The following is a 16,614-nucleotide window of genomic DNA, read 5'->3' on the forward strand; positions in this document are numbered from 1 at the left end:
ACCTCGGGGTGATGGGTATCGCAATAGATAGCCCGAATGTGAACGCTGTCCGGTGAAAACAGTATAGCACACAAGCTTGTGTGGCGCACCGGGACGTGCCAAGCATTTCCGCACAACCGGGGGAGGAAGGGGCAGTTCATGAAGGCAGGTCTGGTGGTCTTGTGCCTGGGCTATGTGCTCAGCCAGTTTTTTCGCGCCTTTCTGGCGGTGCTGAGCGTCGATCTGGGCCGCGATATCGGCGCCACGCCCGAGGATCTGGCCTTTGCCTCGGGGCTTTGGTTTCTGGTCTTTGCGGCTATGCAGTTGCCCGTGGGCTGGGCACTGGATCAGATCGGGCCGCGCCTGACAGCAGCGGTTCTGTTGCTGGTCGGCGGCGCGGGTGGTGCGACACTGTTCGCCGTGGCCAGCACGCCGTTTCACATTGCCATCGCGATGGGGTTGATCGGGGTCGGGTGCTCTCCGGTGCTGATGGCGTCTTACTACATTTTTGCGCGGGAATACCCGCCCGCACGGTTTGCGACGCTGGCCGCGGTGATGCTGGGCGTGGGTTCGGTGGGCAATCTCGTGGCCTCCTACCCCACCGCGCTGGCGGTCGAGCTGATGGGGTGGCGCGCGACGATGTGGGTGCTGGCGCTGTTCTCGGGTGCCATTGCGCTGGGCATCTGGATCACCGTGCACGATCCGAAACGGGTTGGGACCGAGCACCGGGGATCTGTGCTGGACTTGCTGAAGGAACCCGCGCTTTGGGCGATCCTGCCGCTGATGCTGGTCGCCTATGCGCCAGCGGCGGCCACTCGCGGGCTGTGGGCCGGGCCGTATCTGAGCGATATCTTCGCCCTCAGCACCACTCAGATCGGCACCGCGACCCTGATCATGGGGGCGGCGATGATTGCGGGAACCTTTGCTTATGGTCCGCTTGACCGGATGCTGGGCACGCGGAAATGGGTGATCTTCAGCGGCAACGCGCTGGGCACAGTGGCGCTGGTTCTGCTGTGCCTGTGGATCGACAGCGCAGTCTGGCTGTCTGTGGTGCTGATGGCGGTGATCGGCTTCATGGGGGCCAGCTTTCCGGTCATCATGGCCCATGGCCGCGCCTTTGTAGCCCCGCATCTGGTGGGGCGTGGCATGACGTTGCTGAACCTTTTTGGCATTGGCGGCGTTGGCATTGCGCAATTCGTCACTGGGCGCATCCATGCGGCCACGGTGGACATCAGCCCAACCGCGCCCTACACAGCGATATTCGGCTTTTTCGCGGTCACGCTTGCCATTGGTTGCGTGATCTATCTATTCAGCCGCGACAGCGTCGACTGACGCTGGAACCGTCAGGAGAGCCCATGTCCGACCCGCGCGTCATTGCCCCCAATCTGAAACGCCGGCTTTCGGGCGTGACCGCAACGATTGCCCGGCTGGTGCCGCTGCAGGTACAATGGATCGACATCGCCGCGACGGGGCCGGGCCTGCCCGCAGACATCCCGCATATCCCGCTGGGCCGCCTGCCGTTTCTGTCACGCAAAACCCTGCGCGTCTGGCATGCCCGCCGCAACACCGAGATGCTGCTGGGCCTGTTCCTGCGCAACGTCCTGCGGCTGAGGCTGAAACTGCTGTTCACCAGCGCCTCGCAGCGGGCGCATACCGGTTACACCAAGTGGCTGATTGAGAAGATGGACGCGGTGGTCGCCACCTCTCGCAAAACCGCCGGGTATCTGGAACGGGACGCGCAGGTGATCATGCATGGCATCAACCTGCAGGATTTCACTCCGCCCGAAAACAAAGCGGCGGTGCGTGCCCGACTGGGCCTGCCCGATGGCCTGCTGCTGGGCTGCTATGGCCGCATTCGCCACCAGAAAGGCACCGACGCCTTCGTTGATGCGATGATAGACCTGTGTGGCCGCTTTGACGACGTGCACGGCATCGTCATGGGCCGCGCCACCGAGAAACACACCACTTTTCTGGCCGAGCTGAAGGACAAGGTCGCCAAGGCGGGCCTGTCCGACCGTATCCTGTTCAAACCCGAGGTCACCGTCGATCAGATCGCTGAATGGTACCAGGTACTGGACCTGTTCATCGCCCCGCAACGGTGGGAGGGGTTCGGGCTTACTCCGTTGGAGGCAATGGCCTGCAGCGTGCCGGTTGTGGCCACCGATGTCGGCGCGTTTTCCGAGATCGTCACCGACCCGTCGTTGGGTCGCGTGGTGGAACCCGGTGATATCCCCGCCCTGGCTGATGCTGCCGCCGAAATGCTCGCGAACCGCGATTCCCTGACGAAATCTGGCGTCGCCGCCCGCGCGCATGTCGAACAGAATTTCGACATCAACGGCGAGGCCAGAACCCTTGTGGCGCTCTACGAGAAGCTTCTGAACGACGCCTGACGCCATTTGCAGCGTAAAATCGGCGTCATTGCGGCAAATAAACCCCGAAAACCCTTTTTTCTTTGCCGCAACGCAGCTATGAACGCGCGTCCTTAACTTTGGAGACATGAAATGGGCTATCGCGTCGTTGTCGCCGGCGCCACGGGTAACGTGGGCCGCGAAATGCTGAACATCCTGGCGGAACGCCAGTTCCCGGTCGATGAACTTGCTGCACTGGCAAGCCGTCGTTCGCTGGGTACCGAAGTAAGCTTTGGCGACAAGACACTGACTACCCAAGACATCGACACTTTCGACTTCACCGGCTGGGACATGGCCCTGTTCGCCATCGGCTCGGACGCGACCAAGACCTATGCCCCCAAGGCGGCTGCGGCTGGCTGCGTGGTGATCGATAACTCGTCGCTCTATCGCTATGACCCGGACATTCCGCTGATCGTGCCGGAATGTAACCCCGAGGCGATCCACGACTATAAGAACAAGAACATCATCGCCAACCCCAATTGCTCGACCGCGCAGATGGTTGTCGCGCTGAAACCGCTGCATGACCGTGCGCGCATCAAGCGCGTTGTCGTGTCGACCTATCAGTCGGTTTCGGGTGCCGGTAAAGAGGGGATGGATGAGCTGTGGGATCAGACCAAAGCCATCTACAACCCCACCACCGAAGTTGAACCGAAGAAGTTCCAGAAACAGATCGCCTTCAACGTCATTCCGCAGATCGACGTCTTCATGGAAGACGGCTCGACCAAGGAAGAGTGGAAGATGGTTGTCGAGACCAAAAAGATCGTCGATCCGTCGATCAAGGTCACAGCCACCTGTGTCCGCGTACCGGTTTTCGTTGGCCATTCCGAGGCCGTGAACATCGAATTCGAGGAATTCCTGGACGAAGACGAAGCCCGCGACATCCTGCGCGAGGCACCGGGCATCATGGTGATCGACAAGCGCGAGGCCGGTGGCTACGTCTCGCCGGTCGAATGCGCGGGCGATTTCGCCACGTTCATCAGCCGTATCCGTCAGGACTCGACGGTTGAAAACGGCATCAACCTGTGGTGCGTGTCCGACAACCTGCGCAAAGGTGCAGCCCTGAACGCCGTACAAATCGCCGAACTGCTGGGCCGTGAGGTATTGAAAAAGGGCTGAGTTCCACTGACGCTCAAAGCGAAACCCCGCTGCACCGCCAGCGGGGTTTTTTGTTTCAGCCAGTTGTATCTCGCAGACCTAATAGTGTGAATTTGCGTCACCCGGCCATCCATAATTTTTGCACCATAGTTTTGCCAGATTGCTCCGGCCTTCTGGTCGGACTTAGTTGTGGAAATTCATAGTGTTCGGCAATTTGAAACTCTTGGCCAAAAAAGAAAGCGCCAAACTGACTTTGATTCGAGTCGCTGAAGGTTCGGCCATCGTGGCGCTGTTCCTGATTCTGGTCCTTCTGCTCGAAGGGTTGGTTCTGGCGGTCGAGTACCGCAAAGTTGACGTGATCAACGTGGTCCAAGTGCCCGGCGCGGATGCAAGCAAAAGGCTGGTGGTTGTCGATCTCGGGGACCGCCACTATCCTATTCGGACCTCGGACCGGCTTTTGATCGTTGCTCCCGGAAAATGGACATGTGTTTCGAAACGCCACGTGCTGTTGCGCAGATGGGCCGTCTACAAGCTTGAGCTTCCCGGATATTGCAGAAATGCGCTGCCTGTTGGGTCCTATTCCAGCCAGATTGACTTTCGGTCAGGCCCCATTGATTTCCGTTGAGCGGGATTGCTCTCTGGCAAGAGTGGGTTTTTCTCGGCCTTCTGCACCGAGTTTACGTAGGAAAAGATGACGCTTGGAGGGGTGTCGATGATGATACTGCGGCCTGCCCGGGCAACAGGTACGAGACCCCGATCCGAGCTCGAAAAAGAAGATTTTGTCAAAAAAATAGCGCGGAATCAGAGGCCTGATCCCGCGCCTGTCAAATCCACGGACTATTCCGACGGGTCAGACGACCACGAATTTCTTTTCCTGCGGATCATAGCATTGCAGCCCGCCCTCGCCGATATCAGTCCACAGCCCATGCAGGCTGAGCGAGCCGTCCTGCACCGCCGAGGACACAAACGGGAAGGTCATCAGGTTCTCGAGCGAGGCGACAACCGCCTGCCGTTCGAACTGCCGCGCCTGATCGACGCTGTCTTCGATATCGGCCACCAGCTCGTATTTTGGCTTCAGAATATCCATCCAGCGCCCGACAAAGCTATCTTTGGCCTCCAGCTGCGGGGCCTGGCCTTTGCACATGTCGATACAGCCCTGAACTCCACCGCATTGCGAATGGCCCAGAACGATCAGATGCGCCACCTTCAACGCGGTCACGGCATATTCGATCGCCGCACTGGTGCCGTGGTGATCCCCGTCAGGCGCGAAAGGAGGCACCAGATTGGCGATATTGCGATGGATGAAGAAATCGCCCTGATCCGCCCCGAACATCGACGTCACGTGCACACGGCTGTCGCAACAGGAAATCACCATCGCACGCGGGCGCTGCCCTTCGGTCGCCAGACGGCGGTACCAGACTTGATTTTCGGAATAAGTGGTGGCTTTCCAGCCGTGGTACCGTTTGACCAAATAGCCCGGCAGAGGTTTCGCTAAGTCCATTCTTCTGTCCATCTTCGAGTTGCTGTGGGCTGCTCTACCCTGAATTCGCGGAAAATTCGAGCAATTATCCTGTGCGGATGCAAGGTTTTGCAAAGGAATTCGCCATCAAAGTCGGATTATGCCGTGGGGGCGTAATGAATTGGGGTGAATGTGGTGGATAAGATACTCACGCTTGAACATAAGGAAACCGTCCGGCTGGACCTGGAGCAACTGAGCGGTCTGTACCGGCAACTGGGCGATAAGAACGCGCTGGATGTGCTGTGCCGCACGGTCGAGGAACTGGCCGTACGCCTGTCAAACTGCGAACGCTTCTGGCGGCAGCGCGACTGGGCGGGGCTGCGTAAATGCGCGCGGTCACTGGTGGCGATCGCGGATCAGATCGGTATGGTCGCGCTGGCGCGGGTGGCAGGGGATGTGGCGCAGACCGTGGATACGGGCGATGCGGTGGCCACCGGCGCCACCCTGTCGCGGCTGATCCGGGTCGGAGAGAAATCGCTGACCGTGATCTGGGATCAGCAGGATCTTTCCGTCTGACGGGGCTTGCGGACGGGCTGTGGGCGGATAGGCTGGGCGCAAACCGAACCAGTCGAGATTTCCATGACCCTGTCCTTTGCTTCACCCTCTGACCCTTCGCTGCCGCTGCATGTCATCGCGCAACCCGATCTGGACGATTGGCTGGCCAATCAGCCGGATCACGTGTCGAACTGGGTGCAGGCCAACGGCTTTACCGGCGCAATTGGGCAAGTCGCCCTGATCCCGGGTTCCGATGGTACGCCGGACTTCGCATTGGCCGGATATGGCAAGGCCGCAAGCCGCGCACGCAAACGGTTTCCGCTGACCGCCGCCGCCGAATCCCTGCCCAAAGGCACCTATCACATCGCGTCGGGCCTGCCCGCAGACGCGCTGGACACCGAATGTCTGGGCTGGCTGCTGACCGGTTATGCGTTTGATCGCTATGCCGTGCAATCCGGGGCCAATGCCCGTCTGATTGCCCCCGAAGGGATCGACGCCGCTCGGATCGAGGTTTTGGCACAGGCCGAGGCCCTGACCCGCGATCTGGTCAATACGCCCACCGCAGATATGGGTCCGGCCCAGCTGCAATCCGCCGCCGAGGCATTGGCGCAGGAATTCGGTGCCTCCTGCGACGTGATCACGGGGCAGGCCCTGTTGGAACAGAACTTTCCGATGATCCACGCCGTTGGCCGCGCCGCGGCACAGGAACCGCGCCTGATCGAGATGAATTGGGGCAGTTCCGGCCCCAAGCTGACGCTGGTCGGCAAAGGCGTGTGTTTCGACACCGGGGGGCTGAACCTGAAACCCGGCAACTCGATGGCGCTTATGAAGAAAGACATGGGCGGATCTGCCAATGTTCTGGGACTGGCGCGGATGATCATGGCGCTGAAACTGCCGTTACAGCTGCGTGTGCTGATCCCGGCGGTTGAGAACTCGGTCTCCGGTAGCGCGTTCCGCCCGGGTGATATCCTGACCTCGCGCAAGGGTCTGACGGTCGAAATCAACAATACTGATGCCGAGGGGCGGCTGGTTCTGGCCGATGCGCTGACGCTGGCGGATGAGGGCAATCCGGATCTGGTGATCTCGATGGCCACGCTGACCGGCGCGGCGCGGGTGGCCGTTGGCAGCGATCTGGCACCTTTCTACACCGATGACGACAATGCCGCCGATGCGCTGGCGCGGGCCGCAAAACAGGCCGCCGACCCGGTCTGGCGGATGCCGTTCCACGAACCCTATGAGGCGATGATCGAACCCGGTATCGCTGATCTGGACAATGCGCCTTCGGGCGGGTTTGCGGGATCAATCACCGCCGCACTGTTCCTGCGCCGGTTTGTGGGCGAAAGCCGCTACATGCATTTCGACATCTATTCCTGGCAAGCCAGCAAAGCGCCGGGCCGCAGCAAGGGCGGTCTCGGCCAAGGCCCGCGCGCCCTGCTGACTGCCCTGCCCGAGATTCTGAGCTTATGACCAAACAACGCATCATAAACCCCGTGGTCAACTTGCTGCGCCGCCCTGATGGCCCTCGGGACCGGCAGTTGTTGTTCGGTGACACGGTCACCGTAACGGAAACCCAAGGTGGCTGGAGTCACGTGACCGCAGACAAGGATGGCTACACCGGTTGGGTCGCCTCGGATCAACTAGGCGCTTGGGTCGAGGACACCCACTGGATCACCGCCCCAGCGACCCATGCCTATGCAGAGCCGGATATGAAAAGCCCCGACCAGGTCTCGCTGAGTTTCGGCAGCAAGGTTCAGGTCCTGTCGGAGCAAGGCCGGTTTCTGGAAACCGAACTGGGCTTCATCCCCGCTGTCCACGCCAAGCTGAACGCCACCCATCTGACCGATCCGGTCGCCGTGGCCGAGCTGTTTTTGGGCACGCCCTATCTGTGGGGCGGCAACAGCCGGTTTGGGCTGGATTGCTCGGGTCTGGTGCAGGCCGGGCTATTGGCTTGCGGAATCCCCTGTCCCGGCGACAGCGGCGATCAGGAGCGGGAACTAGGTCAGACCCTGCCCGCAGACACGGACCCGAAACATGGCGATCTGCTGTTCTGGAAAGGCCATGTCGCGTGGGTTTATGACGACAATATGCTTCTGCACGCCAACGCCTTTCACATGGATGTGACATTCGAGCCGATGGATCAGGCAATCGCGCGCATTCTGGATCAGGGCGACGGGCCCGTCACATCCCACAAAAGGCTCTAATCAAGGTCGACCGAGCGGATCAGCTTGCGCTCCAGCACCCGCAGCACGGTGCGCAGGTCGTGGCCACGTTTCAGAATCCGGCCATCCATGCCGACCACCGAATACATCCCCTGCCTTTGCCGCAGGCGGGGGTGTTTTTCGACGCGGTAGATCGGATGCTCGGCCGTGCGTCGAAAGATGGAGAACACCGCCATGTCCCGCAGGTTGGAAATACCGTAATCGCGCATTTCCCCGGCAGCGACCATCCGGCCATAGACGGACAGGATATGGGACATCTCGCGCCGGTCGAACGCGACGGGCATCTGTGCCGAGTTAGCAGAAAACCGGCTGGGAGGCTGCATGTTCATACCCTCAGCCTTGCCGGAAAATGCGTTTGAATCAAGCCCGAGCACGATAAGGTGTGGTTTTTTGGTCGATCGTGACCTAGCGCCGCCCGACCTGACGGCAGATCAGGATCACCGGCAACAGCCCCACCGCAAGGATGACCAGAGAGGGCACAGCCGCCCCTTCGAGCCGCTCATCCGAGGCCAGCCGATAGGCCTGCACCGCCAGCGTATCAAAGTTGAACGGGCGCATGATCAGGGTGGCGGGAAGCTCTTTCATCACGTCGACAAATACGATCAGCAGCGCCGTCAGCAGCGATGGTGTCAGGATCGGCAGATGCACCCGGCGCAGCGTGCCCAGCGGTGTCTGGCCCAAGGATCGTGCAGCCGCGTCCATATTGGCGTGAACGGTGCTCTGCCCGCCTTCATAAGCGCTGAGCGCGGCGGCCAGAAAGCGCACCATATAGGCGGCGATCAGCAACCAGATTGACCCCGTCACCAGAAGCCCGGTCGAGATATCGAAGGTCTGCCGCATCCACGCATCAAGCGCGTTGTCAAAGCTGGCAAACGGCACCATCAGCCCCACCGCTATCACACCACCCGGTACCGCATAGCCCAGGCGCGCCAGATAGCCCGCAGTGGCCGATTTCCGGCCCGGCCGCAGGCGCTGAAAGAACCCCACGCAGATTGCCGCAAACACCGTGACGACCGCCGCCGTGCCTGCCAGCGTTAGTGAATTCTGGATGAACCCGATATAGCGCCGCGACAGCAGGTTCTGTTCCGACTGCAGGCCCATCTGGATCAGGATGAAGACCGGCAGCAAAAAGCCCAGAAACACCGGTACAGCGCACAGCGTAAAGGCCGCCACGGATTGCCAGCCTTTCAACTGCGCCGAGGGCAAGGACGCGTGGCTTTTACCCGCCTGATAGTACTTCGCCTTGCCACGCTGTATCCGCTCAGCCATCGCCATGACCAGCGCAAAGCCCAGCAGGCACAGGGCAAGCTGCGCAGCGGCGGCGCGGTCTCCGATCGAAAACCAGCTGGTGTAGATACCGGTGGCAAAGGTCTGTACGCCGAAATATGCGACCGTGCCGAAATCCGCGATGGTTTCCATGATCGCCAACAGGACACCGCCCGCAATGGCCGGTCGCGCCATCGGCAGCGACACGTGCCAGAAGGCCAGCCAAGGGCTTTTACCCAGCGCGCGGGCGGCCAGAAAGGCCGTCGCGCTTTGCTGCAGGAACGCGGCCCGCGCCAACAGATAGACATAGGGGTAAAGCACGAGGATTAGCATCACCGCCGCACCCTCGGTCGAGCGGATCTCGGGGAACCAATAATCGCGCGGGCCCCAGCCGGTCACATCGCGCAGGGTGGTCTGAACGATGCCGGGATGGTCCAGAATGAACGTATAGGCATAAGCTAAAACATAGGCCGGGAAGGCCAGAGGCAGGACCAGAGCGATTTCCAGAAAACGCACGCCGGGAAAGCGGGACATCGTCACCAGCCACGCCGCGCCTACCCCGATGGAAAAGGTCCCCGCTGCCACCAGAACCACCAGAATCACCGTCGTCAGCGCATAGCGCGGCAGAACCGTTTCCAGCAGGTGCGAGATCGTGTCCGTCCCGCCCGTCACCGCCGCCAGAACAACAGCCACCATCGGCAACAGGCACGCGGCTGCCACCAGACAGGCCACCGTGCCAACCAGCCGGGTGCCAAACACGCCCTGACGGCGCGTTCCGTGTTCTGAAAATTCGATTTCGGCCATGTTTCCGGTTTTGACAGGGTAAGGCGCAGGTTCCGCCTTTAATTGACCAAAACGCTAAGAAACACCAGTGGGCGACGAAACAAATCTGCGGCACATACTGCCGCAGATTTGATTTTCACGGTCATTCATAGACGCGCTGATCCTCGATCACCAAACCGTCCTTGGGCAGCGATCCGGGGGCAACGACCTCGATCGCACCTTTCAGTTTCAGCACCTCGACCACCGATTTGGCATAGGCCACGTCGTCGCTGCGGGGGCTTTCGATCTGAACGGTCATGGTGTCCATCTCGCCCTGACGGGCGGCGATGACGCGGGCCTTGACGATCTCTTCGTGCTTGTCGACCAGCGCAGCCACCTGCTCGGGGCGCACGAACATGCCCTTGATCTTGGTGGTCTGATCGGCGCGGCCCATCCAGCCCTTGATCCGCAGATTTGTGCGTCCACAGGGGGATTGCCCCGGCATGATCGCCGAGAGATCGCCTGTGGCAAACCGGATCAGCGGATAGTCAGGGTTCAGCGAGGTCACCACGACCTCACCCACTTCACCCTCGGCCACGGGCGTTCCGGTGCCGGGGGTAACGATCTCGACGATGATATGTTCGTCAATGATCATCCCCTCCATCGCGGGGCTTTCATAGGCGATATTGCCCAGATCGGCAGTGGCATAGCATTGCAGGCAGGAAATACCGCGGTCGGCATATTCCTGACGCAAGGACGGAAACAGCGCGCCACCGCCTACAACGGCTGCGCTGAAGCCCAGCGCCACACCCATCTCATCCGCCTTGTCCAGAATGACCTTCAGATAATCCGGGGTCCCCGCATAAGCGGTGCAGCCCACGTCGCGTGCCGCGGTCACCTGCAGCTCTGTCTGGCCGGTGCCAGCAGGTAGAACGGCGGCCCCCACCGCCCGCGCACCGCTTTCAAAGATCATGCCCGCTGGGGTCAGGTGATAGCCGAAACAATTATGGACAATGTCACCCGGACCCACGCCCGCTGCGTGAAGGAACCGCCCCATGCGCCACCAGTCCGGATCGGTGCTGCCGGGTTCGTAAATCGGGCCAGGGGATTGGAATACATGGTGGAAATGCCGCGCTGGTTTGACGGTAAAGCCGCCGAACGGTGGCCGCGACGCCTGTGCCTGCGCTAGGTCGGACTTGCGTAAAACCGGCAGTTTCACCAGGTCGGCGACCGAGGCGACGCCATCGGTGTCGGCGCCGGCCAGATGCGCCTCGAACCCCGGCGCGGACAGCGCCCGCTGAAGCTGAACGCGCAGGGCCTGCGCCTGATCGGAGGCACGCTGGTCGGCTGAACGGGTCTCGAGCGCATCGTAATAGTTCGTCATGACCATATCCTCCATCCGCTTACAGCCACCTCTTGCGGCGGCGATACGAGCGCACGTCGCGGAAGCTTTTGCGCCCCTCATCCGACATGCCCAGATAGAATTCCTTTACGTCCGGGTTCTCGCGCAGATCGGCCGCCGGGCCATCCATCACCACGCGACCCGATTCCAGAATGTAACCGTAATGGGCAAACCGCAGCGCCACGTTGGTGTTCTGTTCAGCCAGCAGGAAGGACACGCCTTCTTTTTCGTTCAGATCCTTCACGATGCCAAAAATCTCTTCGACCAGCTGCGGTGCCAGACCCATCGAGGGCTCGTCCAGCAGGATCGTCTCGGGACGCGACATCAGCGCCCGGCCCATCGCCACCATCTGCTGCTCACCACCCGAGGTATAGCCTGCCTGTGACCGGCGGCGTTCCTTGAGGCGGGGGAAATATGTATAGACCAGATCAAGATCCTGCTGGATCGCTGCCTTCCCATCCTTGCGCGTATAAGCACCGGTCAGCAGGTTTTCCTCGACCGTCAGGTGTTCGAAACAATGGCGGCCTTCCATCACCTGGATGACGCCCTTTTCCACCAGATCGGCCGGGTCGCTTTCGTGAACATTGGACCCACGATAGGTGATCGAGCCCTTGGTGACCTCGCCGCGCTCCGATTGCAGCAGGTTCGATATGGCCTTGAGCGTTGTTGTCTTGCCCGCGCCATTGCCGCCGAGCAGAGCGGTAATGCCCCCTTTGGGCACGGTCAGGCTGACACCCTTCAGAACCAGAATGACGTGGTTGTAGATCACCTCGATATTGTTCACCTCAAGCAGGGTTTCCGCCTGTACTTCGGTGGTTTGAGCCGCATCCAGCATCTGCGCGTGTCCTTCGTGCGAGTGTGGGGTTCGGGGCGGCAGTTCACCGCCGCCCCGGTGTATCAAAGCGCCTTAGTTGCAGCGCGAGTCGATGTTGTTTTCCGAGGCATAGGCTGCGGAATCTTCGTCGATCAGCGCGCCGATCACTTCACCATCGGTCGCTTTGAAGTCCGAGATCATCGTCCAGGTCTTGTTCGCCGCGTCCCATTGGGTCACACCCACCAGAGCGTCACCACCGTGGTTCTCGCACGAGACCGAGAAGGTCGGACCAAAGTTCGGCAGGCCCAGTTCGGTCATCTTCGCCTCGGTCATCTCAAGGGCTTCCATACCTTCGCGCATTTCGGCGGCGGTGATGTCGGCGTTGCCCGAAAGCTCTTGCGCCTTCTTGATCGCTTCGGCGGCCAGCACCGCCGCATAGAGACCGCGGTTGTACAGTACAGAACCGACCTGATCACCTGCGCCTGCGGCCTTGCCCGCATCAATCACGTGTGTCTGCAGATCGTCAAAAACCGGGAAATCCGTGCCGACATTGTGGAAGGCCAACGCCTTGTAGCCATTGGCGGCTTCACCCGCAGGCAGAACGTCGTTTTCAGAGCCCGACCACCAGATGCCGATAAAGTTTTCCATCGGGAAGCGGATGTTTGCGGCCTCTTGCACGGCCACCTGGTTCATCACGCCCCAGCCCCACATCAGGACATAGTCGGGGCGGTCGCGACGGATTTGCAGCCACTGCGACTTCTGCTCCTGACCCGGGTGATCGACAGGCAGAGCGACCAGTTCAAAACCGTGCTTTTTGGACAGATCTTCCAGGGTGCGGATCGGTTCCTTGCCGTAGGCCGAGTTGTGATAGACCAGCGCGATTTTCTTGCCGCTCAGGTCACCGCCGTTTTCCTCGAGCAGATAGTTGATCGCGCCCGACGCCCCGTCCCAGTAGTTGGCCGGGTAGTTGAAAACGTGGCTGAACACGGTGCCGTTCTTAGCCGACGTCCGGCCATAGCCCATCGTGTGCAGCGGGATATTGTCCGCGGTCACTTTCGGGATCAACTGATAGGTAATACCAGTGGAGAGCGGCTGATAGACCAGCGCGCCTTCGCCCTTGGTGGATTCGTAGCACTCAACGCCTTTTTCAGTGTTATAGCCGGTTTCGCACTCGACCACGCGGATCGGAACACCACCGATGCCGCCATCGCGTTCGTTCAGCAGGGTGAAATAGTCGTTATACCCGTCCGAGAACGGAATGCCGCCAGCTGCGTAGGGTCCGGTGCGATAGCTCAGATCTGGGATCACCAGATCCGCCAGAGCCGGCCCTGCGGCCATCAGGGCGCCAAGCGCCGCGGTTGCCAGTTTCAATTTCATCGGGTGTCTCCTCCCTTGGTTGGTCCGATGTTGGGGGTCGGGCTTTGCACCCGTTATCTGATTGGGCCAGCCCTAGTGCGGGAACGGCCAGAGTCTGAGTTTCTCTTTCGCCACGCGCCACAGCTGCGCCAGACCATGCGGTTCAAGGATCAGGAACAGGATGATCAGCCCACCGACGATCACCAACTGCAGATGCGCCACGATATCCGTGGGCCAGCCCAGCCAGTCGGCGCCGACCACTTTCAGCACCACAGGCAGCAGCACCAGAAACGCCGCCCCCGCGAATGAGCCAAAAATTGAGCCCAACCCGCCGATAATGATCATGAACAGAACCAGGAACGACTTCTGGATGCCAAAGGCCTCGCCGACCTCGACCGCGCCCAGATAGACCGCAAAGAACAGCGCACCCGCAATACCCACAAAGAATGAGCTGACGGCAAAGGCGGTCAGTTTCGCCCGCAGCGGGTTCACCCCGATGATCTCGGCCGCGATATCCATGTCGCGGATCGCCATCCAGGTGCGCCCGGTGGTGCCGCGCGTCAGGTTGCGCGCGATGATGGCGCAGACGGTCAGAAAGATCAGGCAGAACAGATAGGTCGCCCAAGCCGGCGCATTCGGCCCGGTGATGATGATGCCGAACACGTCACGCTCCGGCGCGTTGATCTGGCCCGAGGCCGAATAGTTGTAGAACCACGGCACCCGGTTGAACAGCCACACCAGGAAGAACTGCGCCGCCAGCGTCGCAACCGCCAGATAGAACCCCTTGATCCGAAGGCTTGGCAGGCCGAACAACACTCCGACGATGGCCGTGATCCCTCCGGCAAGGATGACATGGATGAACATGCTAACATCCGGGAATGCCGTCATCAGCTTGTAGCAGGCATAGGCCCCCACGGCCATGAACCCCCCGGTACCCAGCGAGACCTGCCCGCAATAGCCCACCAGAATATTCAACCCGATGGCCGCGATTGCGTAGATCAGGAACGGTAACAGCAGCGCGTTGGCCCAGTAATCGTTAATGATGAACGGAATGATCCCGAACGCCACCGCCAATACGACATAGTACCGATACCGGTCGAACTTGATCGGGAAGGTCTGGCTGTCATCAATGTACGAGGTTTTGAAATCCCCGGCCTCACGATAGAACATGTCTTACTTTCCCCATTCTTCCTGCGCTTTGTTGCGGGCCTCGGCATCCAGTTGGTTAGAGCCTTTGGCATATCCGCTCGCCTCGGAGGCGCGCACCAGTTTCAGATAGGCCAGCACGCCCATGATCAGCCCGGCAAAGGCCAAAATCGCGGCGACGGTCAACTGACCACTCGTCAGATTGTCCGAGGTGATGGCGATGTATCCAAATGCCCAGAACCCGGCCCATGCGACGACGTTGATGATGGCGATCAGCTTTGTCATGCCCTACACCCTCTCGATAATTTTCTCACCGAAGAGTCCTTGCGGACGGAACACCAGAAAGATCAGCGCCAGCACATAGGCGAACCAGTTCTCGGTCGCGCCGCCGACCAGCGGGCCGATGGCAAACTCGAACAGTTTCTCACCAACGCCGATGATCAGCCCACCAACGATAGCGCCGGGGATCGAGGTGAACCCGCCCAGCATCAGAACCGGCAGCGCCTTGAGCGCGATCAGAGACAGAGAGAACTGAACGCCCGACTTGGTGCCCCACATGATGCCCGCGACCAGCGCTACGAAACCCGCAACCGACCAGACCATGATCCAGATGAAGTTCAACGAGATCCCAACCGACAGTGCCGCCTGGTGGTCATCGGCCACCGCGCGCATCGCCCGACCCTGCTTGGTGTACTGGCTGAACGCCACCAGAGCCGCCACCAGCAGTGCTGCGATCACCGTTGCCACAATGTCCAGATTGTCGATGAAAAAGCCGTAGCCAAAGATGTTGAAGGTCGTCTCATCGATCCACAGGTTGATGCCCTGCGGTAGTCCCACATCCAGCGTCTTGATCTCGGACCCCCACATCAGGTCGGCCATGCCTTCAAGGAAATAGGCCAGGCCGATTGTGGCCATGAACAGGATGATCGGCTCCTGCCCCACCAGATGGCGCATGACGAACCGCTGCACCGCCCAGGCCAAAAGCACCATGACGCCCATAGTCAGGACGATCGCCAGCAGCGCCGGCACGTTCCAGCCGAAATGGTGCACATGCGTTCCGAGTGTGGCGTTGATCACATGGGCGAAAGGCACCTGCCCGTTCATGATACCCACCAGCGTCATGGCCGCAAACAGGGCCATAACCCCTTGCGCATAATTGAAAATTCCGGATGCCTTGTAGATCAGCACAAAGCCCAGCGCGACCAGCGCATACAGCACCCCGGCCATCAGACCGTTGAGGATGACCTCCATCGCGAATACGAGTTGTTCAGGCATCTGCGCCGCTCCTCATGTCTGTCCGATGCTTAGTCATGGCTGACCCCCAGATAGGCGTCGATCACGTCCTGGTTGCTGCGCACCTCGTCGGGTGTGCCGTCGCCGATCTTCTTGCCGTAATCCATCACGACCACCCGGTCGCTCAGGTCCATCACCACGCCCATGTCATGCTCGATCAGGGCGATGGTGGTGCCGAACTCGTCATTCACGTCGAGGATAAAGCGGCTCATGTCCTCTTTCTCTTCGACGTTCATGCCCGCCATCGGCTCATCCAGCAGCAGCAGCTTGGGCTCGGCCGCCAGCGCGCGCGCCAACTCGACCCGTTTTTTCAAACCGTAAGGCAGTCGCGATACCGGCGTCTTGCGGATGTGCTGGATTTCCAGAAAGTCGATGATCTTCTCGACGGCCTCACGGTTTTCAACCTCTTCCGCCTCGGCTTTGCCCTTCCACCAGGCCTGCTGAAACATGTTGGTCTTCATGTAGTTCAGCCGCCCGGTCATGACGTTGTCCAGAACGCTCATGCCTTCGAACAAGGCAATGTTCTGGAACGTGCGCGCAATGCCCTGCCGCGCCACCTCATAGGGCCGCATCGGCGGGCGCTTGGCGCCGTGGAACCAGACCTCGCCCTCCTGCGGTACATAAAACCCCGAGATCACGTTCAGCATCGAGGACTTGCCCGCCCCGTTCGGCCCGATGATGGCGCGGATCTCACCCTCGCGAATGTCGAATGAGATATCCTTGATCGCCACCACACCGCCAAAGCGCAGGGTGATGTTCTTCATCTCCATCACCACGCCGCCGATCTTGCGGCCGTCTTCGGTGACATATCCTTCGGTACTATCCAGCATCAGTCACTCCCTGACTTTTGCAATAACGGG

The 16,614-nt window shown here is 60.5% G+C and carries 17 protein-coding genes; 7 read left to right on the forward strand and 10 right to left on the reverse strand.

All coding sequences use genetic code 11. The features are described from left to right. The first annotated feature begins 138 nt into the window (after positions 1-138). From ACR0KW_RS12380 to ACR0KW_RS12395, 4 genes are all read left to right on the forward strand, one after another. Positions 139-1,311, forward strand: a complete 1,173-nt coding sequence (locus ACR0KW_RS12380; protein WP_480805259.1) for an MFS transporter — start codon at positions 139-141, stop codon at positions 1,309-1,311. A 23-nt stretch (positions 1,312-1,334) separates the two neighbouring features. Continuing rightward, positions 1,335-2,369 carry a glycosyltransferase family 4 protein gene (locus ACR0KW_RS12385; RefSeq protein WP_480805260.1) on the forward strand — a complete coding sequence of 345 codons (1,035 nt, stop codon included), beginning with the start codon at positions 1,335-1,337 and terminating at the stop codon, positions 2,367-2,369. Positions 2,370-2,480: 111 nt separating this feature from the next. Continuing rightward, positions 2,481-3,503 (forward strand): aspartate-semialdehyde dehydrogenase, encoded by a 1,023-nt coding sequence (locus ACR0KW_RS12390; protein WP_480805261.1) that lies wholly within the window; start codon positions 2,481-2,483, stop codon positions 3,501-3,503. A 181-nt stretch (positions 3,504-3,684) separates the two neighbouring features. Continuing rightward, positions 3,685-4,107, forward strand: coding sequence for a hypothetical protein (locus ACR0KW_RS12395; RefSeq protein ID WP_480805262.1), 423 nt, complete (start codon positions 3,685-3,687; stop codon positions 4,105-4,107). A gap of 225 nt (positions 4,108-4,332) precedes the next feature. Here the strand turns inward: ACR0KW_RS12395 and ACR0KW_RS12400 are convergent, their stop codons facing one another. After that, positions 4,333-4,983: a carbonic anhydrase gene (locus tag ACR0KW_RS12400; RefSeq protein ID WP_170326190.1), complete on the reverse strand. Its 651-nt coding sequence runs from the start codon at positions 4,981-4,983 to the stop codon at positions 4,333-4,335. A 144-nt stretch (positions 4,984-5,127) separates the two neighbouring features. Between ACR0KW_RS12400 and ACR0KW_RS12405 the strand changes: the two genes are divergently transcribed. The 3 genes from ACR0KW_RS12405 (at position 5,128) to ACR0KW_RS12415 (ending at position 7,697) form a co-directional block, all read left to right on the forward strand. Further along, positions 5,128-5,517: a hypothetical protein gene (locus ACR0KW_RS12405; protein WP_170326189.1), complete on the forward strand. Its 390-nt coding sequence runs from the start codon at positions 5,128-5,130 to the stop codon at positions 5,515-5,517. A 63-nt stretch (positions 5,518-5,580) separates the two neighbouring features. After that, positions 5,581-6,963, forward strand: coding sequence for a leucyl aminopeptidase family protein (locus ACR0KW_RS12410; protein WP_480805263.1), 1,383 nt, complete (start codon positions 5,581-5,583; stop codon positions 6,961-6,963). Next, positions 6,960-7,697: a C40 family peptidase gene (locus tag ACR0KW_RS12415; RefSeq protein ID WP_480805264.1), complete on the forward strand. Its 738-nt coding sequence runs from the start codon at positions 6,960-6,962 to the stop codon at positions 7,695-7,697. The genes ACR0KW_RS12410 and ACR0KW_RS12415 overlap by 4 nt, the downstream gene beginning before the upstream one ends. On the opposite strand, the gene ACR0KW_RS12420 is transcribed toward ACR0KW_RS12415, so the two are convergent. The 9 genes from ACR0KW_RS12420 to ACR0KW_RS12460 all read right to left on the reverse strand — a co-directional run bounded on the left by ACR0KW_RS12420 (position 7,694) and on the right by ACR0KW_RS12460 (position 16,584). Continuing rightward, entirely contained in the window at positions 7,694-8,044 is a 351-nt protein-coding gene (locus ACR0KW_RS12420) for a DUF2794 domain-containing protein (protein ID WP_480805265.1), read from the reverse strand. The two genes, ACR0KW_RS12415 and ACR0KW_RS12420, sit on opposite strands and share 4 nt — an antisense overlap. Positions 8,045-8,120: 76 nt before the next feature. Continuing rightward, positions 8,121-9,785 carry an ABC transporter permease gene (locus tag ACR0KW_RS12425; protein WP_170326185.1) on the reverse strand — a complete coding sequence of 555 codons (1,665 nt, stop codon included), beginning with the start codon at positions 9,783-9,785 and terminating at the stop codon, positions 8,121-8,123. A 121-nt stretch (positions 9,786-9,906) separates the two neighbouring features. Next, positions 9,907-11,127 (reverse strand): phenylacetate--CoA ligase family protein, encoded by a 1,221-nt coding sequence (locus tag ACR0KW_RS12430; RefSeq protein WP_480805266.1) that lies wholly within the window; start codon positions 11,125-11,127, stop codon positions 9,907-9,909. 19 nt (positions 11,128-11,146) lie between these two features. Next, complete coding sequence (locus ACR0KW_RS12435; RefSeq protein ID WP_480805267.1) at positions 11,147-11,980, reverse strand: ABC transporter ATP-binding protein; 834 nt, start codon at positions 11,978-11,980, stop codon at positions 11,147-11,149. A gap of 72 nt (positions 11,981-12,052) precedes the next feature. After that, positions 12,053-13,336, reverse strand: coding sequence for an ABC transporter substrate-binding protein (locus tag ACR0KW_RS12440; RefSeq protein WP_480805268.1), 1,284 nt, complete (start codon positions 13,334-13,336; stop codon positions 12,053-12,055). A 72-nt stretch (positions 13,337-13,408) separates the two neighbouring features. Continuing rightward, entirely contained in the window at positions 13,409-14,485 is a 1,077-nt protein-coding gene (locus ACR0KW_RS12445) for a branched-chain amino acid ABC transporter permease (RefSeq protein ID WP_480805269.1), read from the reverse strand. Positions 14,486-14,488: 3 nt separating this feature from the next. Continuing rightward, complete coding sequence (locus ACR0KW_RS12450; protein WP_480805270.1) at positions 14,489-14,746, reverse strand: hypothetical protein; 258 nt, start codon at positions 14,744-14,746, stop codon at positions 14,489-14,491. 3 nt (positions 14,747-14,749) lie between these two features. Further along, positions 14,750-15,736 carry a branched-chain amino acid ABC transporter permease gene (locus ACR0KW_RS12455; RefSeq protein ID WP_480805271.1) on the reverse strand — a complete coding sequence of 329 codons (987 nt, stop codon included), beginning with the start codon at positions 15,734-15,736 and terminating at the stop codon, positions 14,750-14,752. Between the two features lie 29 nt (positions 15,737-15,765). Further along, positions 15,766-16,584: an ABC transporter ATP-binding protein gene (locus ACR0KW_RS12460; RefSeq protein WP_170326177.1), complete on the reverse strand. Its 819-nt coding sequence runs from the start codon at positions 16,582-16,584 to the stop codon at positions 15,766-15,768. Between the last annotated feature and the right edge of the window lie 30 nt (positions 16,585-16,614).

The organism is Ruegeria sp. CG11, from assembly GCF_056537245.1.